The sequence below is a fragment of the Desulfobacterales bacterium genome, from assembly GCA_034520365.1.
GTDB lineage: Bacteria > Desulfobacterota > Desulfobacteria > Desulfobacterales > Desulfosalsimonadaceae > M55B175.
Window position 1 is genome coordinate 328,254 of record JAXHNP010000002.1, and the last position, 22,948, is coordinate 351,201.

Consider the following 22,948-nt stretch of genomic DNA (forward strand, 5'->3'; position numbering starts at 1 on the left):
GTCAGGTGTCTACTGCCTAAATTTTTGATTATTGGTAATGAATAATTTCACTAAACGTTTCAGGCTTAAGGCTTGCGCCCCCAACAAGCGCCCCGTCAATATCCGGGCAGGCCATGAGTTCGGCAATATTATTGGGTTTAACGCTTCCGCCGTAAAGGATGCGGATACTTTCTGCCAGTTGACCGTCAAAGGCTTTGGCGATTTGTTCCCGGATATATGCATGGGCTTGCTGGGCCTGATCCGAAGTGGCCGTTTTGCCGGTACCGATCGCCCATACCGGTTCATATGCAAGCACCGGGGGATTATCCGCATCGAAATTTATATTCTCTAACCCTTTTTGTATCTGTTTGTCAAGTACTGAAAATGTTTTTCCCGCATCCCGTTCAGATTCTGTTTCCCCGACGCAGATCACCGGAATCAGGCCGGCATCCATGGCCGCCGGGATTTTTTTATTGATCAGGGCATCGGTCTCACCGAATAACTGCCGTCTTTCCGAATGCCCGATAATGACGTACCGGCAGCCGGCGGAGGCAATCATCGGGGCGGATATTTCACCGGTATACGCGCCTTCAGATTCCCAGAAAAGATTCTGCGCCCCAAGTTCAATCGGGGAGTCCGCGATAATTTCAGAAACCGTCGTCAGTGCGGTAAACGGCGGGGCGATCATCATGTCAACCGTTTCATTTTTCTCAACTAAAGCGACCAACTGACTGGCGGTTTCCGCAGCTTCCGGACAAGTTTTAAACATTTTCCAGTTGCCGGCGATAAGCGGTTTACGTGATGCCATGGGCGACCTCCTGGGAAGAAGACTTATTTACAATTTGGCTGCGACCAGCTCGGCCAGATCCACCATACGCTCGGAATAGCCTGCTTCATTATCGTACCATGAAAGGACTTTGACCATGTTGTCCATCATATATGTAACCTCGGCGTCGACAATGGAGGAGAGTTTGGAGCCGTTAAAATCACAGGACACCAGAGGCTCCTCGCTATAGCCGAGAATCCCGGCCAGCGCCCCTTCAGATGCGGATTTCAATGCGCTTTTAACCTCCTCGACGCTTACGCCGGATTTATTCAGATTGGCGACCAGATCGACGATTGACACATTGGGCGTGGGCACGCGGATGGCAAGCCCGTTTAATTTGCCCTGAAGCTCGGGTATCACCACCCCGACAACTTTGGCAGCGCCGGTGGTGGTGGGTATCATGGAAAGGGCGGCTGAGCGCGCGCGGCGAAGATCCTTGTGCGGGGCATCCAGCAGACGCTGGTCACCGGTATAGGAATGGATTGTGGTCATAAGGCCGGATGTAATGCCGAACTCATCATGTAAAACCTTGGCCACCGGTGCCAGGCAATTGGTGGTGCAGGAAGCGTTGGACAGAATATGATGGCTGTCCGGATCATATGTTTCCGCATTGACCCCTATGACAACCGTCAGGTCCGGCTCCTTGGCCGGGGCGGAGATAATCACTTTTTTCGCCCCTGCTGCCAAATGTTTGGACGCCCCCTCACGATCCCGGAAAAGGCCGGTACACTCTGCCACGATCTGGACCCCGTAATCTTTCCAGGGAAGCGCCGCCGGGTCTTTTTCGGCGTGCACGGCGATTGATCGGCCATTGACTTCAATCGCATTGTCTTTGGGCACAATGGGAACATCCAGGTTTGGGTGCACTGAATCAAATTTCAGCAAATGGGCGAGGGTGGCCGGATCCATCAAATCGTTGACTGCCACGATATCAATATCCGAACGATTCAAAGCGGCCCTGAAAATCATTCGACCGATTCTGCCCATACCGTTAATTGCAATTTTTGCGCTCATAAGAACCTCCTTTGAATATTTTGCCCATTATCATCGCATCCTCTCCGGAATCCGTGTAATAAGCGGGGCGCCTGCCGATTACGGAAAATCCCGCTTTCTCATACAAACGGATGGCCGCAAGGTTTGCCGGCCTTACTTCCAGAAAAGCATTATCTATCGATTCAGGAATCTGGTCCAGGCACTGATCGAAAAATGCTGATGCAATGCCTTTGCGGCGGTGGGTTTCGCTCACCGCCACCTTCAGCACATGCAGGTCCCCGGCAATCAGGCGAAAACAGAAATAACCGATGATTTTCCCCTGCACGGATTTTAACACATAGTTATAGGCATATTCCTGGGCCAGTTCGTTAACAAAGGCCAATATGCCCCATGGATTTTTAAAGGCCTGGTTCTCAATGGCCGCCACATCCGCCAAATCATGCAGGCCCATCGGCATCAGTTGTATCCGCTTCATTCGCGCTTATTGCCTTTAACCAGTTCACTGGCCAGGGAAATGCTCTTTTTGCCATAGGTTTCAATGGTTTTTCCCATGGCATGGAGGTCGGTCTCCTTTTTTCTCAGATTTACCGCCTTTATCAGCATGGGCAGATTGACCCCGGAAATCACCTCGATTTTTCCTTCTTCAAGGAAGGAATAGCTCAGGTTAGACGGCGTGCCGCCGAACATGTCGGTCATAATCAGGATGCCGTCATTTTGGCTGACTTCACTAATTCCATTATTAATCTTTTTTCGAAGCTTTTCAACATGCTCTCTGAGATCGATGGAAACAGCTGCAACAGCTTCCAGCCGGGTATCAAAAATGGTTTCCGCCGTATCAATGAGTATATCGCCGAATTGACCGTGCGTGACAATGACAATGCCTACCATAGTTCTCCTTGCATCATGCGTTCACATTAATATCGCGATGGGTGATATGGATCGGCCGGCCCGGCCGTTTGATGTTTTCGCAAATGGCCTCCGCAATCACAACGGATCGATGCTGGCCGCCCGTGCAGCCGATGGCAATGGTTAAATAGGCCTTCCCCTCCTTTTCATACAAGGGAATAAGGAAATTTAAAAGGCTCTGGAACCTGTCGATAAATTCGCGGGCGACCGGATTGTTTAACACAAACTGCTGAACTGTTTCGTCCCGGCCGGTTTTGGTTTTCAGGTGAGGGACAAAAAACGGATTTACAATAAACCGGACATCCATAATGATATCCGTATCCGGGGGAATGCCATGCTTAAAGCCGAAGGATATTACCTGGATCCGCATCGGGATGGCATCCAGACTGCTCTTGACGATATCAAAGATAATCGACTTCAGGTCATGGATATTGTATTTGGTCGTATCCAAAACGCGCGTGGCCGAGTTTCTTAATGGCTCCAGCAGCTTTTTTTCCTCACGGATACCCTCCAAAAGGGGCTTGTCCTGGGCCAGGGGATGGTGGCGCCGGGTTTCGCTGTAGCGTTTGACCAGCGCCGTTTCCTCGGCCTCCAGAAACAGAATTTCAAAATTGTAATTTTTCTGGCGGAGTTCATCAAGCACCGGCCCATAGGTGGACAAAAACCGTTTTTCGCGCAAGTCCATGACAAATGCAAATCCATGAATATCCGAATCCCGCTGAATCGGAAGCTCCAGAAATTTGGGCAGCAGCTCGGCCGGCAGATTATCCACGCAGTAAAAGCCGGCATCTTCTAAAGCCGCTATCGCCGTGCTTTTCCCTGAACCGGACAGACCGGTGATGATAATAATTTTTAGTTTTTTCATGGGAGCATCATGGGATCATATGATTTGATTGCTTGCGGCTTTTGCAGAATTTTTTGATTGACGGTTCGGCCTGCAGGGGACGGCCGGTGATGTGCGCGCTAGAATTCCTCATCGACTTCCTGTATGGTCCGGATTACATCATCTGTTTCAGCGGCTTCCAACAGCCGGGTTTTAAACCCCTCGTCTTTTAAGAGTTTGGATATTTGGGCCAAAAGTCGTAAATGAATACCGGCTGAATTATCCGGCGTCAATAATAGAAAAAAGATGTGCGTCGGTTTTTTGTCAATGGCGTCAAAGTTAACCCCCTTGCGGCTGAGGCCAAAGCCCAGGATAAGCTCAGAGAGGTTTTTAAGCTTGCCGTGGGGAATCCCGATCCCTCCGCCAATGCCGGTGCTTCCCAGATGTTCGCGTTCAATAAGTACCCGGACCAGTTCTTTATGATCCACCTGGGTGATCCGGGATACCGGCAGCGTCAGTTCTTCCAGCACGCCCTTTTTATCCGTGGCCTGAAGATCGGTGTTAATGGTTTCTTTATATAAAAAATCCAGGATGTTCATATGGCTGAAGATTTCGTGTCTGGGCAAAACAGTTGATACCGTTTGCGGGTTAAAAATTATTAGAGCGGCTGGATGAGGCCGATATCCCCGTCATTTCGCCGATAGATGACATTGATCTGATTGGTCCGGGCATTGGTAAAAACCAGAAAATTGTCCGGGATCAGTTCCAGCTGCATGCTGGCCTCTTCAATGTCCATGGGTTTGTACTCGATATTTTGAACCCGTATCCGGGGGGGCGCGTCTTCTTCAGCTTCTGCCGCCGGGCCGGGGTTGGGGGCTTGCTGCATGGCCATTTCCTTCATTTCGCCGCGCGGCCCCTGCCGGTGCTTGCGGATTTTCTGTTTATTTTTTTTGAGTTGTTTTTCCAGTTTATCAAGCGCCAGGTCAATGGAGGAGTACATGTCGTTTGACTCTTCCCGGCAGTTCAGATTCAAACGGTCGCCGATAAGCTTGATCTCCGTGATATGCCGAATTTTTTCAACAGACAGCACCACATTGGCCTCCGCCGGGTTGTCCAACAGTTTATCGAACTTCTGGAGCTTGTTCGTGACATAGGATTTAAGGTTTTCGGAAGGCTCAATGTTTTTAAATGTCACGGATGTTTGCATATTTATTCCTCCCTAGAATTGTTTCCGTTTGCTGGATGAGAGAATCCCTAAATTCTCGCGGTACTTCGCTACCGTCCGGCGGGCAATGTCGATATCCTGCGCTTTAAGCATTTCAGTGATTTTTTTGTCACTGAACGGTTTTTTCGGGTTTTCCGACTCAATCATTTTACGGATCTCCGCCTGCACGCTGGCAGACGCAATGCTTTCCCCATGGGAGCGATGGATCGAACTGTTGAAGAAAAACTTCAGTTCAAAAATGCCTTGCGGCGTATACGCATATTTGTTGTTGGTCACCCGGCTGATGGTGGACTCGTGCATTTCAATGTCATCGGCCACATCCCGGAGCACCAGGGGTTTTAGATGAGAGATGCCGTATTCAAAAAAATTCCGCTGGAATTTAACAATGCTCTGCATGACATTATATATGGTTTTTCTCCGGTGCTGGATGCTTTTGATCAACCATTCCGCTGACCGAAGCCGGTCTTTGAGGTAATTTTTGGCTTCATCCGAAATCTGTTCCCCTTTCTTGGCCGCCTTTTTATAATAGGAATTGATCTGCACCCGGGGCATGTCGTCCTCATTTAGCATGATAACGAAATCATCTTCATACTTATAGACATACACATCCGGTACAATATATATTTGCTCATTCTCGGCAAACGGGTCGCCGGGTTTGGGATTCAGGCGCTTGATCAAATTAACCGCGGCAATAACATCATCTAAATGGGTATTCAATGCTTTTGCAATAATTTTATACCGTTTATTTTCAAGATCTTTGATATGATCCGAGATGATCCGGACCACCAGCGGGTCATCAATGCCGAGATGGGCGGCCTGAATCAGCAGACACTCCTTCAGATCACGCGCGCAGATACCCGGCGGATCAAATGTCTGCATCAATTCAAGCACCGGTTTGACCTTACTCGCCGACATATCGGCCATTTGGGCGAGTTCCGCCACACTTAAATCCAGATACCCGTCCTCATTGATGCTGCCGATGATATAGCTCCCGATGGTTTCCTCTTCTCCCGTGGGTTTGGTCATCAACAGCTGCCATCTCAGATGATCGGCGAGCGAGGTCTTGCTTGCGGTAAACGCCTCATAATCCGGGGCTTCTTTTTTTTCGGATTCAAAATGAACCTTGCCGGTGGAGCTGAATTCATCCATGTAGTTCTGCCAGTCGGCAAAGTCTTCAAATTTTTCTTCAATCGAGACCTCCTGGGGGGACTCATCTTCTGCTGCTGGCGCCTCCGCCGCTTGTTCGGCATCCATCTCCTGCTCTTCTTCCAGCGTGGGGTTGGTTTCCAGCTCCTGCTGGATCGTTTCAACCAACTCCATGCGCGAGAGTTGAAGCAGCTTAATGGCCATCTGCAGCTGGGGCGTCATGACCAGCTGCTGCTGCAGACGGAGGTTTTGTTGAAGTTCAAGCGCCATATTAAAGTCTAAACTGCTCTCCCAGATAAATTTGTCTTGCGGTCGGACTGTTGGCGATCACCTCCGGGGCGCCGGATTCAATAATCCGGCCCTCGCTCAGAATGTAGGCCTGATCGCATACGCCCAGGGTTTCCCGGACATTGTGATCTGATATCAGAACACCGATGCCGCGCTCCGAAAGGTGATGAATGATATTCTGGATATCGATGACCGCGAGCGGATCAATGCCGGCAAACGGCTCATCCAGCAGAATGAAGCTCGGATCTGTGGCCAGGGCGCGCGAAATCTCAAGGCGGCGGCGCTCACCCCCGGACAGCACGCCGGCTTTTTGATGCATCAGCCGGTGAATGCCAAGCTCTTCCAAAAGCGCCTCGGCTTTTTGCCGCTGTTCGTTTTTATTTGAGGTTAGGGTCTCCAGAATCGCCATGATATTTTGATAAACCGTTAGCTTGCCGAATACAGAGGCTTCCTGGGGCAGATACCCGATCCCCTTTCGCGCCCGCTGATGCATGGGATAGCCGGTAATATTTTCTTCGTCCAAAAAAACCTCGCCGCGATCCGGCCGGATCAGCCCCACGGTCATATAAAACGTCGTGGTTTTACCCGCCCCGTTAGGCCCGAGCAGTCCAACCGCCCTGCCGCTATGGATATCCAGGTCAACGGCGTCCACGACCCGTTTGCCATTATAAATTTTTACCAGATGTCTCAGAGATAGAACCGTCATAAAAGGGGTGCCGGTATTTAATATCTGCTTTTCGGTTTCAGTTGTTTGCCTCCGGTTTTGTCTGCCGGCGCTTTTCAATTTGGCGAATTATCGCATTTACGCGCTGCTCCGGGGCGCCGTCAACGATTATTTCACCGGTTTTTTGGTTAAAGGTGATTTTGCTGCCGGACACCACGTTGTTTTCACTCTTAATTTCAACTGTTTTACCGGTCAACACCAACACTTGTTTTTCCGGATGATAGACGGCCTTGTCGCAATGCGCGGTCCGGTTTTCCATGTTTATGCGGACATTTTCTATCGCCACCACCTTTTCAATATTTTCAGCGGCCATGGCGGATTCGTCAGCATCCCCTTTTTCATAAAAAATCCTCAGCTTATTTGACTTGATGGTCGCATCGGACATATCGACTTCAACATTGCCTGTAAATTGAATATAATTCGACTCCCGCAGGGATACAAGCTTGTCCGCCCGGATATGCAGTTTATTATTGGCCGGGGCGGTTTCATCGGCCGATTGTGTCTCAGCATAGGCGACCGAAAGCCAGGCGGCCGAAATCAGCCAGCCGGTCAGCAGACATATAAAAATTTTGAAAACAATCGGATTAAAAATTTTCAGCCGCATTAATGCTTCCTTTCACATGCCCCTGGCATTCAAATTTGCCGGCTGCCAAATCCACTGTCAGGGTGTCGGCTGTCAGCTCAATGGCCGGGCCGGCAATATTGACGCCGCTCTGGGTTGATATTATATGCGAGTCATGATTGTATTTCAAGATCTCGGTTGTCAGCAGATAACGGCGATTTTCAACAGTGACATGACCGGAAACCCGCATATTATTGGTTTTTAAGTCCAAAAGCCCCTTGTCCGCGGTCAGGGAAGCCTCTGATGCCGATGAATCCAGAAAAAAAACAACACTGACCTCCGTTAGCCGGACATGATTTTTATTCGAGAGGAATTCGGCAGATCGGGCCTTAAGCTGCCATTGGGTTTTGCCCCCCTGGGTGGCAGTGTGATGAAAATTATTAATCGAGAGCTCGGCTTTTTTCTGCGCCGGTTTATCCGGCGGTGCCGGTTCACCATTGTTTTTCGGGGAAGAAAAGAAAGATATGAGCAATATAGTTATTAAAAGAAGGCCGGCGCCGATGAAAAATATTTTAAGCCTGGTTTTCCGGTGCAACTGTTTATGTCCACTGTTTGATCAGGGGGTCCCAAAGGCCCTTGGATTTAAGGAGCATTTCACAGACTTCGCGCACTGCGCCCCGCCCCCCGCATTTTTCGGTGATGATATCCGCCTGTTCACAAACCATTGAATGGGCATCTGCCACAGCAATGGCCAAGCCGGCTTTTTTAAACATGGGCAGATCCGGCAGATCATCGCCCATAAAGGCGATGGCCGAAGCCGGCAGTCCGGTATGTTGTGAAATCCGGTCGAAAACCGCGCCCTTGTCCTTAACATTATCATAGACCATTTGAATGCCCAGTTCACGGCAGCGGCGCAAAAGCGCCGCCGATGACCGCCCGGTCACAATCCCGGTGCGGATGCCGGATTGGTGAAGCATTTTAATGCCCAGGCCGTCCCTGACATTAAATACCTTGGTCTCGGTCTGATCCTCAGTATAGGCGATGGCACCGTCAGTTAACACGCCGTCAACATCTGTCAAAAGCAGTTGGATTGGCTTAAATCGTTTGTCAGTCATGGGATTTGATCCATAAAGGAGAGCAGGGCTAATTAACCGCCTGCTGAATATTCTTGAGCCGGATTAGCAGCTTTTCAACATCATCGAGCTTTATCGCATTGGGCCCGTCTGAGAGCGCCTGATCGGGATCGGGATGGACTTCAATGAAAAGGGCGTCCGCCCCGACAGCAATCGCCGCCTTGGCAAGCAAAGGGGCAAACTCGCGCTGGCCGCCGGAAGCCGTCCCCGCCCCGCCGGGCAGCTGGACACTGTGCGTGGCATCAAAAACCACGGGGCATCCGGTTTTCTGCATAATCGGGATGCTTCGGAAATCCGAGACCAGGTTGTTATATCCGAACATAGCGCCCCTTTCCGTGATCAGGATTTGATTGTTGCCCGCATGCCGGATTTTTTCCACCACATTGGTCATATCCCAGGGCGAGAGGAACTGGCCTTTTTTGATGTTTAACGGCTTGCCGGTCTTGGCCGCCTCAACCAACAGATCCGTCTGGCGGCACAGGAAAGCCGGGATCTGTATAACATCAAGGACCCGGCCGGCGGGCGCGACATCGGTAAGCTGGTGAATATCAGAGAGCACCGGCACCCCGAGTTCCTGTCTGATCCGCGAAAGCACTTCAAGCCCTTCGGTTATCCCGGGCCCCCGGAATGAATGAATAGAGGTGCGGTTGGCTTTATCATAGGAGGCCTTGAAGATATAGGGAATATCCAGCCGCTCGGTCAATTGTTTAAGCCGGGCAGCGATTTCATATGGCGTTTCATGATTCTCAATCACGCAGGGCCCGGCAATCAAAGCAAAGGGGAGGCCGCTGCCGATGGAGAAGCCGCCGATTTTGACCGGTTGTGTCATATATGCTCCTTTGGCAAGAATTCTGATTGTTAACAAGCCTCTGTTATCCCGGGGGTTGCGAAAAGTCAAGATGCGAAAATAAGATCTTGCTTAGCATTCACATAGCTGTTAAATAAAAACAATTTTTTTAGCGCCAAAAGCAGGGAGAAAACGGCAATGCGGTTTAAACGCAAAGAAAAGGGGAAGCGGCTCAAGCTTTTTCTCGTTATTATACTCGGTGCCGCCATCATTTTGCCGGGCGGATGGTTTTTGTGGACCAAGTACGAGGGCAGCGCCCCGGAGATCGAGCTGGATCTTGAGAAAGATGTGATCGGCGCGGAGACAGAGATCTCATGCACGATCAAAGACCGTTTCAGCGGGGTTGGAAAGCTGTGGGTGGGGTTAATCAAAGACGGCGATGAAACCGTGCTGCTTGAAAAATCGATCGATGCCGGTAAGAAAGCATCCCCTGGTGCAGGCCGTACCGTAGATTTCAATATCACCATTAATACCAAGGAACTGGGGCTATCGGACGGCCCGGCGGTTCTTCGGATTGCCGCCTGGGACCATTCCTGGCGTAACTGGTGGAAGGGAAACGTCGCCTATCTGGAAAAAGAACTGGCGTTTGACACCCGGCCGCCCCGGCTGACAGTGCTTACAAACCAGCATAATGTGGCCCAGGGCGGCGCCGGCCTGGTCGCCTATCGACTGTCCGAAACCTGTGAGAAAAGCGGGGTATATGTTGGAGAAGAATTTTTTCCCGGCTATAGCGGCTATTTTGCGGATGAGGCGATTTATGTCGCCCTGTTCGCGATGCCCTATGATCATAGTGTGGACACAGACCTGTATGTCAAGGCCGAGGATGCGGCGGGCAATACCGCAAGGAGCGGATTTTATCACTATATCCGGAAACAGCAGTTTAAAACCGATATTCTTCCGATATCAGACCGGTTTTTAGAATGGAAAATGCCGGAATTTCAGGATCAAATAGCACTCTCCGAAGACGCCTCCCTGATTGACAGGTTTCTCTACGTCAACCAGAAACTTCGGAAGAAGAATAACCAGACGCTTCTTGACGCCGGCGGGCGCTCTGAGCGCGGCTTTCTTTGGCAGGGGGCGTTTGGTCGGCTGCCGAATTCTGCCAGGCGCGCCAACTTTGCGGATCATCGGGTCTATACCTATAATGGAGAAAATATCGACAGGGCCGTTCACATGGGCATTGATCTGGCCTCCATCCGTCATGCAGAAGTTCCTGCGGCCAATGCCGGAAAAGTGGTTTTTGCCGGTGAGATCGGCATATACGGAAATACCGTGGTGATTGATCATGGATTCGGGCTGTTCAGCGTATATTCGCACTTAAGCCGGATCAATTTAAATCAGGGAGAGCACGTCGCCAAAGGCGAAATAATCGGCAACACCGGCACCTCGGGTCTGGCCGGCGGGGATCATTTGCATTATGGCATGTTTATCAATCATGTATATGTGAATCCGGTGGAATGGTGGGATGGGACCTGGATTGCGCACAATATTACATCCAAGCTCGATAATATCGAATCAATGGTCAACTAATTTTATAAATACGGGAAAGGCACCAGCCAATGGCGGGGTATCGCGTCAATAAAACCTATGCCGAAATCAACGAAAAAATCCGATCCGGGGAAGTGGTGGTGGCCACGGCCGAAGAAATTATCGATATCGTCAATGAGAAAGGGGCGGTGGAGGCTGCCCGGACTGTGGATGTGGTGACCACCGGGACTTTTTCCCCGATGTGCTCATCCGGCGCATTTATTAATTTCAAGCAGAGTTCGCCCACGATCAAGGCCTCGAAGGTCTGGTTTAACAATGTACCGGCATACGGCGGACTGGCCGCAGTCGATTGCTTTTTGGGGGCAACCGAGCCCTGTGAAGAGGATCCTTTGAACAAAGTCTGGCCCGGAGAGTTCAATTACGGCGGCGGCCATGTGATTCAGGATTTGATTGCCGGCCGAACCATCCATATGCGGGCCACGGGATATGGCACTTCATGTTATCCCAACCGGGAAGTGGAGCGCGAAATCACGCTGGATGATCTGCCCCAGGCCATCCTGTGCAACCCCAGAAACGGATATCAGAATTACAATTGCGCCATTAACCTGACCAATAAAACCATTTATACGTATCTCGGCACATTAAAACCAAAGGCGGGCAATGCCAACTATTCGACCGCCGGTCAGCTAAGCCCTTTATTCAATGATCCCTATTACAAAACCATCGGCCTGGGCACCCGGATTTTTTTAGGCGGCGGCGTGGGCTACGTCACCTGGCAAGGCACCCAGCATAAACCCTCTGCACAGCGCTCAAAAGGCGGAATTCCGATGAGCCCGGCCGGAACCCTTTGGGTGATGGGCGATCTCAAACAGATGTCGCCGGATTGGATTGTCGGGGTCAGTATGCAGGGATACGGGGTATCTTTGGCTGTCGGCCTGGGTGTTCCGATCCCCATCCTTAATGAGGAGATGGCCCGGTATACGGCAGTTTCGGATGCAGATATCCATACCCAGGTGGTCGACTACGGCAATGACTACCCTAACGGCGTGGACAGAAATTACGGGTATGTCAGTTATGCGGAATTAAAAAGCGGTGTTATCCGGATAGATGACAAAGAAATCCCCACGGTTCCTATATCCAGCGTGGTTAAAGCGCGGGAAATCGCCCGGCAGCTTAAAAAATGGATTGAAAAGGGGCAGTTTTTTATCGGCGAGCCCCAGTTTACACTTCCGGTCTGTTGAGCCGGGACACTTCTAACTTGACAGGTTAAATGCCGGTGGATGAAAAGACCGAATTAAAATTGAAAACAGACAAGACGGGCAAAGCGGATACCCAAAAACAGCACCGAAAAAAGGGCAAGCTCCGGGAAAATATTGAGGCTGTTATCATTGCGGTCATCCTTGCCCTGTTTATCCGGACTTTTGTGGTACAGGCGTTTAAAATCCCCTCCGGCTCGATGCAGCCCACGCTGCAAATCGGGGATCACATTCTGGTGAACAAATTCATCTATGGGGTTAAGCTCCCCTACGTCCGCACCACGATCATTCCTGTGACCTCGCCCGAAAGGGGGGATATCATCGTATTTAAATACCCGGAGGCGCCGGATAAGGATTTTATCAAACGTGTGATCGGCATCCCCGGGGATACGGTCCAAATCAAGGACAAACAGGTGTTTGTCAACGGCCAACCCTTTTCGCATGACTACGGCATGCACACCGACTCAAACGTGATCCCAGCCCGCGTGAATCATCGGGATAATTTCGGGCCGGTAACCGTGCCCGAGAATGCCTATTTTGTGATGGGTGATAACCGGGACAACAGTTATGACAGCCGTTTCTGGGGATTCGTAAAGAAGTCTGCCATCAAAGGCGAGGCATTCATCATTTACTGGTCCTGGGACAGCCAGGATTTTGGTGTCAGGTGGGGGAGAATCGGAACGATCCTTGAATAAGGGAGATATTCGGCCATGGGGCTTTTAAAAAAAGATTTGTTAGACATTGACTCCCTTTCTGTTGATGAAATCCAGACCATACTCGATACGGCGGACGGATTGAAGGAGATCTCCAGCCGGCCGATTAAAAAAGTCCCCACGCTGCGGGGCAAGACCGTTATCCTTTTTTTTCACGAACCCAGCACCCGCACCCGTATGTCTTTTGATATCGCTGCCAAGCGGCTCTCAGCGGATTCGATCGCCATTACCGCCAACACCAGCAGCATGGTCAAGGGAGAAACCCTGATTGATACGGCTAAAAACCTTGAGGCCATGGCCCCGGATATTATCGTCATGCGCCACAGTTCGGCAGGCGCCCCCTATTTGCTGGCCAAAGCGCTTAACGCCGGGGTTATTAATGCCGGCGACGGCATGCATGCCCATCCGACCCAGGCCCTGCTCGACATGATGACGGTCCGGGAGGCAAAAGGTGATTTGGCCGGGCTTCGGATCGCTATCATCGGGGATATTGCCCATAGCCGGGTGGCCCGATCCAATGTGGCAGGGTTTACCAAAATGGGCGCCGAGGTTCGGCTGGCCGGACCGCCGACCATGATCCCGCAAGGCGCGGATAAGCTGGGCGCGCATGTGACCTATGATATGGCGGAGGCGATTGCGGATGTGGATGTGGTCATGATGCTAAGGGTCCAGAAGGAGCGGCAGAGAAGTTTTTTGTTTCCGTCCGAACGGGAATACGCCGCGCGATACGGCCTTAACCGGCACCGGCTGAAAACAGCAAAAAAAGACGCTCTGATCATGCATCCCGGCCCGATGAACCGGGGGGTTGAAATTTCCCCGGATGTTGCCGACGGCCCTTATTCGGTGATTCTTGATCAGGTGGCCAACGGGGTGGCGCTTCGGATGGCGCTGCTCTACCTATTGGCAGGAGGTGTTCGCAATGCGGATCATCATTAAAGGCGGGCGCGTGCTTAATCCCGGAGAACTGGACGGTTTAATGGACGTCTATATCCAAGATGATGTGATCGCCGGCATTGTCGAAAATGCGGACGCCACCCCTCCATTTGAGGCGGATAGCGCGGATCGAATTATCTCTGCAGACGGCTGCATCGTTTCGCCGGGCTTGATCGATATGCATGTGCATCTGCGCGAGCCGGGCGAGGAATACAAGGAAACCATTAAAACCGGCATACAGGCGGCTGCGGCCGGCGGCTTTACCGGCATATGCTGTATGCCCAACACCCTTCCGGTAAATGATAGCAAAGAGGTAACACGCTATATAATCGGCCAGGCAAAAGCATTGGCCTCGGTCCGGGTATTTCCGATAGCCGCCGTAAGCCGGGGGCTGGCCGGGGATTCCCTCTCGGAATACGGGGAGTTGAAAGAGGCCGGGGCAATGGGGATTACGGATGACGGAAAACCCGTAAAAAATTCCCAGCTGATGCGGCGGGCTTTAGAATATTCAAAAAGCATTGGCCTCCGGATGATATCCCACAGCGAAGAGCTCGCCCTTGCAAACGGGGTGATGAACGAGGGGCCGACCGCCACCCGGCTGGGCCTTTCAGGTATTCCGAATGCAGCGGAAAGTATTATGGTGATGCGCGAAATCGCGCTTGCTGAACTCACCAATACACCTGTCCATATTGCCCATGTAAGCACCCGGGAATCCGTCCGGGCGATCCGCGCGGCCAAAGCCGAGGGAATACCGGTCACCGCGGAAACCGCCCCCCATTATTTTACCCTGACGGATCAGGCGGTGGCCGAATATGACACGCATGCCAAGATGAATCCGCCGCTGCGGTCGCCGGAAGATCGGGAGGCGGTTTGCGAAGCTTTAACAGACGGCACCCTTGACGTTATTGCAACCGATCATGCCCCGCATTCGGATCTTGAAAAGCAGGTGCCGTTTGACGAGGCCGCCAATGGCGTGATCGGTCTGGAGACTTCGCTTTCCCTGGGGCTTCGGCTGGTGGATGCAGGCGTTCTCACCATCTCCCGGTTAATCGAAATAATGGCTTTAAATCCCGCCCGGATTCTCGGATTGGGCAGCGGACTGCGGGTCGGCGGCAAGGCGGACCTGACAGTGATTGATTTGTCCGTAAACTATCAATACCGTGCAGCCAACGGATTTTCCAAAAGCCGAAACACCCCCTTTGACGGCTGGGAATTTCAGGGCCGGGCCAAATGCACTCTGGTCAGCGGCCGGATCGTGCATGAAATCTAAAAATACCCAAAAACTTTTAATGACCGAGCAAGCCTTTAACATTCTGGTGGTTGACGATGAGCTCAGCATGCGGGAGTTCCTTGAGCTGATGCTAAACCGCGAGGGCTATGCCGTGACCGGCGCTGAAAGCGGGCACCAGGCCAATCAGATGCTGGAAAAACAGTTTTTCGATCTGATTCTGCTGGATATCCGATTGGGTGACATCAGCGGCCTGGATGTGCTGAGAAAGGCCAAGGCCATTCACCCGGCCACCATCGTTATCATGATTTCCGCCTATGCAACCGCCGAAAATGCGGTTGAAGCCATGAACGAGGGGGCATACGACTATCTTCCCAAGCCCTTTGACAATGATGAGTTAAAAGACACCATTGCCAATGCCCTGCAAAGAAAGACCCTGAAGGATGAAAAAAAGCATATTGACTCCGAACTTCAGGAATCTCTGCATTTTGATCTGCTCATCGGCAACAGCCCCCGGATGATACACATTTATGAGATGATCGATCAGGTTGCCCCCACCCGCACCAATGTACTGATCACCGGGGAGAGCGGCACCGGCAAGGAGCTGATCGCCGGGGCCATTCACAATCAGAGTCCGCGCCGGGATAAGCCCTTTATGGTGATAAACTGCGGGAGCATTCCGGAAACCCTGGTGGAAAGCGAGTTTTTCGGATACAAGAAAGGGGCCTTTACAGGGGCCAATCAAGACAAAAAGGGGCTTTTTGAGGCCGCTGACAAGGGCACCCTTTTTTTGGATGAAATCGGTGAACTGAGTCTTCAGATGCAGGTAAAGCTTTTGCGGGTGCTGCAGGAGCGGGGATTCAAACCGGTGGGCGGCAATGAGGATATCAACGTGGATATCCGGATTCTTGCGGCCACCAATAAAAACCTTGAGGAAGAGTTGATTGCCGGCCGTTTCCGGGAGGACTTGTTCTACCGGATCAATGTGGTCGAGATCAAGGTGCCGCCCCTTCGGGAGCGGAAAGGGGATTTGCGGGCGCTGGCCCAGCATTTTCTGGATAAGTATTCCCGTGAATCCGGAAAAGAGATTACCAAAATTTCCTCTTATGCCGTGGATCTATTAAAAAAATATGATTTCCCGGGAAATATCCGTGAGCTTGAAAACCTGATTGAAAGAAGTGTGGCGCTTTCCACCACCAATATTATTCTGCCGGACAGCCTGACTCTGTCCATCCATAAACGCCGATGGATAGAAGGCATTGAGAATCGGCGGTTTGATCTGGATGAGGTGGCCAAAGGGGTTTCGCTCGACAGCATCCTGGAGGAAATTGAAAAAGCCTATCTGGAAAAGGCGCTTGAATGTGCAAACAACAACAAGAGCAAGGCTGCCGAGCTTCTGGGAATCAGCTTCCGCTCCTTTCGGTATCGCTGCAGCAAGCTAAATATCGACTGATCCGCCGATTATCTCGTGTCCTTAGCAAATAACTTATGATCAGTGTAGAGGGTCTGACAAAAAGTTACGGGGATCTGCTGCTTTTCGACGATGTGGCCTTTAAGGTAAATCCGGGCGAACGCGTCGGTCTGGTGGGCCGGAACGGCCATGGCAAAACCACGCTGTTTCGGATTATCATGGGCGTTGAATCCCCGGATGCCGGCCGGATCGGTGTGCCCAAAAACTATCGGATAGGCTATGTGACCCAGAATATTGACTTTAGGGCGCACACGGTCCTTTCCGAGGGTATGCGCGGTCTTGCGCCGGATGCGTCCGGAGAACACTGGAAAGTTGAAAAAATTCTGTTCGGGCTTGGGTTTACGGCCCTTGACATGCAGCGCTCCCCCCTTGAATTCTCCGGCGGATACCAGGTACGGCTCAATCTGGCCAAAGTTCTGGTGTCAGAACCGGACATGCTGCTTCTTGACGAACCCACCAATTACCTGGATATAACCTCGATCCGCTGGATAAAGGGGTTTCTGAGATCCTGGCCGCGGGAGGTCTTTCTGATCACCCATGACCGCAGTTTTATGGACGATGTGGTGACCCATGTGCTGGGCATTCAGCGTCGGAAGACCAAAAAAGTGCGCGGCAACACCGAAGCCTATTACGCCCGGATCGCCCAGGAAGAGGAAATTCATGAGAAAACGCGGCTTAAAAATGAGCGCCGGCAAAAGGAGATGGAGCGTTTTATCAGCCGTTTCCGGGCCAAGGCCAGGCTTGCCAACCTCGTTCAGTCGAGAATCAAGCAGCTGGACAAGCTGAAAACCCATGAGAAGCTGGAGGGTTTTAAAAACCTTGACTTTAAATTCCTGCAAAAGCCGTTTAACGGAAAATATGTCCTTGAGGCCAAGCATCTGGCATTTGCCTATTCCCGGGAAGATCCCCTGCTGATCGATGATTTCAGCCTTACCATCGGTCCCCGTGACCGGATCTGCATCATCGGCAAAAACGGGGCGGGCAAAACCACCCTGCTGCGTCTGCTGGCCGGAGACCTGGAGCCGGTTCGCGGAACCATCAGCCGCCAGCCCAACGTAGCGGCCGGTATTTTCGAGCAGACCAACATCAACACCCTGGTACCGGAGCGAACCATCGAAGAAGAGATCGGCTGCACCAATCCGGAACTTGACCGACAGGCGGTTCGTAATATCTGCGGAGCCATGATGTTTTCCGGCGATGCGGCGCTGAAAAAAATCAGCGTGCTCTCAGGGGGTGAAAAATGCCGGGTGATGCTGGGCAAGCTCTTAGGTACGCCGGTTAATTTTCTGCTCCTTGACGAGCCCACCAATCATTTTGATTTGGAATCCACGGACGCCCTCCTGGCCGCAGTGGACGCATTTGACGGGGCGGTGGTGATGGTCACCCATAACGAGATGTTTTTGCATGCCCTGGCCGAGCGCCTGATCGTATTCCAGGAAGATGGCATCTCTGTTTTTGAAGGCGGGTATCAGCGGTTTCTGGAAACCGTGGGCTGGGAGACTGAGGCCGCAGAGGGTGGAGAAAACCAAAAACCGGCGGAATCATCTGACGAAAGCGATAAAGCCGGGCCGGTGGATCCATCGATGGATAAAAAAACTTTCCGCCGGCTGCGTTCAACGATTATCGCCGAACGGGGCAGCGCGTTAAAACCGCTGGAGGATCGGATTGCCGGGCTTGAGGAAGCGATTGTAAACGCAGAAGCCCGGCTTGAAGCCTTGAATGAACAGATGCAGGCGGCGAGCAACAACGGGGACAGCGCCAAAATTGTTGAGCTGTCCCGGGAGATTAACAAATGCCAGCGCCGGATTGATGAGGATTTTGAAACGCTGGAATCAGTCACTGCCGAGGCTGATCAGAAGCGGGCAGAGTTCGACGGCCGGCTGACGGAACTGGAAAGCAGAAAACCTTTCTAGTTTTTCTTCCAGACGATCTGGTACAGGTCCAGCCGCCGGCTGCGCACATTACGGACGCTTCCCTGCTCTCTGAGTTCCTTCAGCAGATCCAGATCCAGGTCCACCATAAGCGTCATTTCCGTGTTCGGCGTGGCCTCGGCGGAGATGGCGTCATGGGGAAAGGCAAAATCCGAGGGGGTAAAAACCGCGGACTGCGAATACTGGATATCCATGTTTTCGACGTTCGGGAGGTTTCCGACGCTGCCCGAAATCGCGGCATAGCATTCATTCTCAATGGCCCTTGCCTGGGCACAGCGCCGGACCCGCAGATACGCGTTTTTGGTGTCCGTCCAGTAGGGGATTAAGAGAATATTCATCCCTTTTTCCACCAGATACCTTGACAGCTCAGGAAACTCCGCATCATAGCAGATCAGGATGCCCACTTTGCCGATATCGGTATTAAAAATCTTGAGCTCATCCCCGCCTTTTAACCCCCAGTACTGGGATTCATCCGGGGTGATATGGAGTTTGTACTGGCAGTCCCAGGTGCCGTCGCGCCGGCACAGATAGGAAACATTATAGAGGTTGCCGTCCCGGTACTCCGGCATGCTGCCGGCCACAATGTTAATATTGTAGCTAAGGGCCATTTTGATGAATTCATCCCGCAGGGGCTCGGTATATTCGGCCAGGGAGCGCATGGCCTCAGCCGGGTTTTCCTGGTTGAAATTTCTCATGAGCGGGGCATTTAAAAGCTCCGGGAAGAGAATCAAATCCGAATTATAGCCGGCCACCGCATCAATAAAAAACTCCGCCTGCTGCATGACATCCTCAAACCCCTGAAAGGGCCGCATCTGCCACTGCACCACCCCCAGCCGGGGATAGGCTTTTCGGCCGCCGAAAAGCGGGCGGCGCTTTTCATAATAAATATTGTTCCATTCCATGAGGATGCCGTAGGAATGCGACTGCCGGTCTTCCGGCATGTATCCCCGCATGACCTTTTTGATATGGAAGTCATTGGCCAGCTGAAACGAGAGGACCGGATCATAGATTTCGTTGTTTCGGACTTTCTGAATATACTGCTCAGGGGTCAGTTCGTGTGAGTAATCCTTGTATCCGGGGATACGCGCCCCGAACAGGATGCCTTTCAGGTTCATCTCTTCGCAGAGCTCTTTTCTGGCATCATAGAGCCTTCGGCCAAGGCGCAGCCCCCGATATTGCGGATGTACAAACACATCAATGCCGTAAAGCGCATCCCCGTTGGGATCATGTGAGCGCATGCGGCCGTCGCCGACCAAGTCACCATAGGCATGACGGGTTTCATACTCATCGTGATTGACCATCAACGCCAGGGCGCCGGCCACCACTTTGCCTTTATCTTCAATACATATCTGGCCTTCCGGAAACCGTTCAATCAGGGCGGCAAATTCCTCAAAATCCCATGCCCCGCCCATGGCCGGATAGACCAGCTCCATGATTTCCTTTATGTCCTGATAATCGGAAAGCCGGAGATTGCGGAGTTCAAGTTTATGTTCATATTGTTCATCAACGCTCATGCAGTCATACTCCCAAAATAAAGTGGATCAGATAATAAATGCCCGGCTGTTTCTATTATAAGATAAAGCGGGCAGCGGTCAAGCAGTAAGGTAAATTTGTTCTGTCTTTTTTAGGCAGGCACGGTGGCCTGCCCTACGGCGACATGCGTCGTAGAGTCGGCCACCGTGCCGACTGTCTGTCCGTTAACAGGACTGTGGTTATGGGCTTTGCGGTTAGAACAAATTAGCCGTGGGTCAAGCAGAAACCCGATTGACATTTAACGATTTTTGAATGTAATATAAATAGATATTGGTCAAAGGTCTACAGCTATAGGGCAGTCAAAATGAAGGAATATCGGGATATTTTTCAAACCGTGTGGGGTGTTGCTCTCCTGCTGATGGGAATCGGCGTTTTTTTCCGCGTCCCTTATCTCATGGAACAGGTGGGGGATATCGAATATTTTGTCAGCATCCTGGTGTTTATTCGCATCTGTTTTTATCTCATCGGCATCATTTTGATCGGGGGCGGCATCAAAAAGCTCTACGGACTCTGGTATCCCGGCGGGCAGTCCAATAATGCCGGCAGCCAATAGTTCGCTTAACAAACCCTCAAACTGAACAGGGGGAGGTATGGACGCTTCCGAAAAACTCAACCAAGTCCTCAAAACCACACCTGAAGATGAAACGGATGTACATCATCTAAAATCAGAGGTTGAATACCGCACCAAGCTCCAGGAAATCAGCAACCAGATTTATGCCGCGTTTAATCTCGATGAGATACTGATCGATTTGAAAGATGATATTGTCGACCTTATCGGGGCCGAACGCATTACCATCTACTATGTGGACGGCATTAAACGGGAGTTGGTGTCAAGGTTTAAATCCGGTGAAGAAATTTCAGAAATCCGGGTGCCCATATCAGATAAAAGCATTGCCGGCTATGCGGCCACCCATCAGCGGATGTTAAACATCAAGGATGTTTATGACACCAACGAGTTAAGCGCTCTGGATGCCTCATTGAAATTCGATAACCGCTGGGATAAGCGCTCCGGTTTTCGCACAAGGCAGGTGCTGGTGGCCCCCATCCTGTTTAAATCCTATCTCCTTGGCGTTATCCAGCTGATCAATCGAAGGGGCGGCGGACCTTTTACGCGGCGGGATGAGGACAACCTGAAAGAACTTACCAAGATCATGGGCATTGCCCTTTATAAACAGAAGCGCATGGCTTCGCAGGGCAAGGGCAAATTTGACTATCTTTTGGAAAATCATATCCTTACCCAGAAAGAGCTGAACAATGCCGTCTCCAAGGCCCGGGAGAAGCGGGAGCCGGTTGAAAACATCCTGATATCCGATTTCAAGATACCGAAAAAGGAAGTCGGCGTCGCATTGAGCCGGTATTTTGATTTGCCCCTTGTGGAATATAACAGCAACATGCCAATTCCCGGCGAACTGCTGCACGGGTTGAAGGTCAAGTTCATGAAAACCAACGCCTGGGTGCCGATCCGCTCGGAAAACGGCGATATCATCATTGCCATAGACAACCCGGATGACATCCGGCGGGTGGATGAGATTAAAACGCTTTTTCCCAAAAAGAGCATTAAATTCAATGTTGCGGTCCGGGAGGATATTCTAAAGCTAATCGATCTGTTTACCTCGGAGAAGGGCCCTGCGGAGGGCTCCTCCATCGATGATATTATTTCCCAGCTCCAGGATGACGATGAGACTTTCGAAGAGGAAGCCTATGATGTGTCCGAGGAAAGCAGCGCAGTGGTGCAGCTGGTCAACAAGGTTATTCTGGATGCGAATAACCGGGGGGCTTCGGATATTCATATCGAGCCGCAGCCCGGTAAAAAAAATACCGAAGTCCGGATTCGGGTGGACGGTGCCTGCACCCTGTATCAGACGATTCCCTATAGCTATAAAAACGCGGTTATCTCCCGAATCAAGATCATGTCTGACCTGGATATCGCCGAACGCCGAAAGCCCCAGGACGGAAAAATCCGTTTTAAAAAGTACGGCGGAAAGGATATCGAACTGCGGGTGGCGACCGTGCCGACCCAAGGAGGGCTTGAGGATGTGGTCATGCGGATTCTGGCCTCCGGCGAGCCGATTCCTTTGGATAAGATGGGGTTTTCGGATCGTAATTATGAAAACTTTATTAATGCGGTAACCAATCCTTATGGGCTGATTTTCTGCTGCGGTCCCACCGGTTCCGGGAAAACCACCACCCTGCACTCCGCCCTGGCGCATATTAATGAGGTGGATCGAAAGATCTGGACCGCGGAAGATCCGGTGGAAATCACGCAAAAGGGCTTGCGGCAGGTGCAGGTCAAACCCAAAATCGGCTATGATTTTGCCGCTGCCATGCGGGCGTTTCTGCGGGCGGATCCGGATGTGATCATGGTCGGTGAGATGCGGGACCGGGAAACCACCCAGATGGGCATTGAAGCATCGCTCACCGGTCACCTCGTGTTCTCCACGCTTCATACCAACAGCGCGCCGGAAAGTGTGACCCGATTGCTGGATATGGGCATGGACCCGTTTAATTTTGCAGATGCCCTGATCGCCATTCTGGCCCAGCGCCTGGTGCGCACACTTTGCAAAAACTGCAAGGAGCCTTATCACCCGGATAAATCCGAATATGAGGCGCTGGTGCGCGAATATGACGAAAAATTATTTAAAAAGAACGTCAATATTCCGTATTCAGACCAACTGATGCTTTACCGGCCCGCGGGCTGCGAGCAGTGTAACAATACCGGCTATCGCGGCCGCATGGGCATCCATGAGCTCCTTGTGGCCTCGGATGCCATTAAATCGCTGATTACGAGCCGGGCGCCCATGTCTGAAATCCGGGATCAGGCCATTGCCGAGGGCATGACCACCTTGAAGCAGGACGGCATCGAGAAAATATTTGAAGGCCACTGCGATCTCCTGGAAGTGCGCAAGGTCTGTATCAAATAAGTCCCCGCCTTTAAAAACTTGT

23 protein-coding genes are annotated in these 22,948 nt (G+C 51.6%); 9 read left to right on the plus strand and 14 right to left on the minus strand.

Annotated elements, in window-relative coordinates; all coding sequences use genetic code 11:
• Positions 1-28: 28 nt before the first annotated feature.
• The 13 genes from tpiA to kdsA form a co-directional block, all read right to left on the minus strand.
• Positions 29-787: a triose-phosphate isomerase gene (gene tpiA, locus U5L07_01745; GenBank protein MDZ7830454.1), complete on the minus strand. Its 759-nt coding sequence runs from the start codon at positions 785-787 to the stop codon at positions 29-31.
• A 27-nt stretch (positions 788-814) separates the two neighbouring features.
• Positions 815-1,819 carry a type I glyceraldehyde-3-phosphate dehydrogenase gene (gene gap, locus U5L07_01750; protein ID MDZ7830455.1) on the minus strand — a complete coding sequence of 335 codons (1,005 nt, stop codon included), beginning with the start codon at positions 1,817-1,819 and terminating at the stop codon, positions 815-817.
• Positions 1,797-2,273, minus strand: a complete 477-nt coding sequence (gene rimI / locus U5L07_01755) for a ribosomal protein S18-alanine N-acetyltransferase (protein ID MDZ7830456.1) — start codon at positions 2,271-2,273, stop codon at positions 1,797-1,799. Before rimI ends, gap begins: the two co-directional genes overlap by 23 nt.
• Positions 2,270-2,686: a PTS fructose transporter subunit IIA gene (locus tag U5L07_01760; protein MDZ7830457.1), complete on the minus strand. Its 417-nt coding sequence runs from the start codon at positions 2,684-2,686 to the stop codon at positions 2,270-2,272. The genes rimI and U5L07_01760 overlap by 4 nt, the downstream gene beginning before the upstream one ends.
• A 13-nt stretch (positions 2,687-2,699) precedes the next feature.
• Positions 2,700-3,569, minus strand: coding sequence for an RNase adapter RapZ (gene rapZ, locus U5L07_01765; GenBank protein MDZ7830458.1), 870 nt, complete (start codon positions 3,567-3,569; stop codon positions 2,700-2,702).
• 98 nt (positions 3,570-3,667) lie between these two features.
• Positions 3,668-4,153: a PTS sugar transporter subunit IIA gene (locus tag U5L07_01770; GenBank protein MDZ7830459.1), complete on the minus strand. Its 486-nt coding sequence runs from the start codon at positions 4,151-4,153 to the stop codon at positions 3,668-3,670.
• Positions 4,154-4,185: 32 nt separating this feature from the next.
• Positions 4,186-4,734, minus strand: a complete 549-nt coding sequence (raiA, locus tag U5L07_01775) for a ribosome-associated translation inhibitor RaiA (GenBank protein MDZ7830460.1) — start codon at positions 4,732-4,734, stop codon at positions 4,186-4,188.
• Between the two features lie 12 nt (positions 4,735-4,746).
• Entirely contained in the window at positions 4,747-6,168 is a 1,422-nt protein-coding gene (gene rpoN, locus U5L07_01780; GenBank protein ID MDZ7830461.1) for an RNA polymerase factor sigma-54, read from the minus strand.
• 1 nt (position 6,169) lies between these two features.
• On the minus strand, positions 6,170-6,892 hold the full coding sequence (gene lptB, locus U5L07_01785; protein ID MDZ7830462.1) for an LPS export ABC transporter ATP-binding protein: 723 nt from the start codon (positions 6,890-6,892) through the stop codon (positions 6,170-6,172).
• 37 nt (positions 6,893-6,929) lie between these two features.
• A complete protein-coding gene (locus U5L07_01790) occupies positions 6,930-7,514 on the minus strand; it encodes an LptA/OstA family protein (protein MDZ7830463.1) in 585 nt (194 codons plus the stop codon).
• Positions 7,495-8,067 (minus strand): LPS export ABC transporter periplasmic protein LptC, encoded by a 573-nt coding sequence (gene lptC / locus U5L07_01795; GenBank protein MDZ7830464.1) that lies wholly within the window; start codon positions 8,065-8,067, stop codon positions 7,495-7,497. Before lptC ends, U5L07_01790 begins: the two co-directional genes overlap by 20 nt.
• A gap of 4 nt (positions 8,068-8,071) precedes the next feature.
• Complete coding sequence (locus U5L07_01800) at positions 8,072-8,587, minus strand: HAD-IIIA family hydrolase (GenBank protein ID MDZ7830465.1); 516 nt, start codon at positions 8,585-8,587, stop codon at positions 8,072-8,074.
• 28 nt (positions 8,588-8,615) lie between these two features.
• On the minus strand, positions 8,616-9,434 hold the full coding sequence (gene kdsA / locus U5L07_01805; protein MDZ7830466.1) for a 3-deoxy-8-phosphooctulonate synthase: 819 nt from the start codon (positions 9,432-9,434) through the stop codon (positions 8,616-8,618).
• Positions 9,435-9,590: 156 nt separating this feature from the next.
• Here kdsA and U5L07_01810 point away from each other — a divergent pair, with 156 nt between their 5' ends.
• From U5L07_01810 to U5L07_01840, 7 genes are read left to right on the plus strand one after another with little or no spacing between them, the layout of a single operon-like run.
• Complete coding sequence (locus U5L07_01810; GenBank protein MDZ7830467.1) at positions 9,591-10,982, plus strand: M23 family metallopeptidase; 1,392 nt, start codon at positions 9,591-9,593, stop codon at positions 10,980-10,982.
• Positions 10,983-11,011: 29 nt separating this feature from the next.
• Entirely contained in the window at positions 11,012-12,181 is a 1,170-nt protein-coding gene (locus U5L07_01815) for a homocysteine biosynthesis protein (GenBank protein ID MDZ7830468.1), read from the plus strand.
• A gap of 29 nt (positions 12,182-12,210) precedes the next feature.
• Positions 12,211-12,891: a signal peptidase I gene (gene lepB, locus U5L07_01820; GenBank protein ID MDZ7830469.1), complete on the plus strand. Its 681-nt coding sequence runs from the start codon at positions 12,211-12,213 to the stop codon at positions 12,889-12,891.
• 15 nt (positions 12,892-12,906) lie between these two features.
• Positions 12,907-13,845, plus strand: a complete 939-nt coding sequence (locus U5L07_01825) for an aspartate carbamoyltransferase catalytic subunit (GenBank protein ID MDZ7830470.1) — start codon at positions 12,907-12,909, stop codon at positions 13,843-13,845.
• Positions 13,829-15,112, plus strand: a complete 1,284-nt coding sequence (locus U5L07_01830) for a dihydroorotase (GenBank protein MDZ7830471.1) — start codon at positions 13,829-13,831, stop codon at positions 15,110-15,112. The genes U5L07_01825 and U5L07_01830 overlap by 17 nt, the downstream gene beginning before the upstream one ends.
• The gene (locus tag U5L07_01835; GenBank protein ID MDZ7830472.1) at positions 15,102-16,523 is read left to right on the plus strand and encodes a sigma-54 dependent transcriptional regulator; all 1,422 of its coding nucleotides are present in this window, start codon (positions 15,102-15,104) and stop codon (positions 16,521-16,523) included. Before U5L07_01830 ends, U5L07_01835 begins: the two co-directional genes overlap by 11 nt.
• Positions 16,524-16,558: 35 nt before the next feature.
• Complete coding sequence (locus U5L07_01840; GenBank protein ID MDZ7830473.1) at positions 16,559-18,454, plus strand: ABC-F family ATP-binding cassette domain-containing protein; 1,896 nt, start codon at positions 16,559-16,561, stop codon at positions 18,452-18,454.
• Here U5L07_01840 and U5L07_01845 read toward each other — a convergent pair.
• Positions 18,451-19,986, minus strand: coding sequence for a GNAT family N-acetyltransferase (locus U5L07_01845; protein ID MDZ7830474.1), 1,536 nt, complete (start codon positions 19,984-19,986; stop codon positions 18,451-18,453). The two genes, U5L07_01840 and U5L07_01845, sit on opposite strands and share 4 nt — an antisense overlap.
• 323 nt (positions 19,987-20,309) lie before the next feature.
• On the opposite strand from U5L07_01845, the gene U5L07_01850 reads away from it, so the two are divergent.
• Together U5L07_01850 and U5L07_01855 are read left to right on the plus strand one after the other, a co-directional pair.
• The gene (locus U5L07_01850; protein MDZ7830475.1) at positions 20,310-20,558 is read left to right on the plus strand and encodes a hypothetical protein; all 249 of its coding nucleotides are present in this window, start codon (positions 20,310-20,312) and stop codon (positions 20,556-20,558) included.
• Between the two features lie 37 nt (positions 20,559-20,595).
• Positions 20,596-22,926: a GspE/PulE family protein gene (locus U5L07_01855; GenBank protein MDZ7830476.1), complete on the plus strand. Its 2,331-nt coding sequence runs from the start codon at positions 20,596-20,598 to the stop codon at positions 22,924-22,926.
• Positions 22,927-22,948 lie beyond the last annotated feature (22 nt).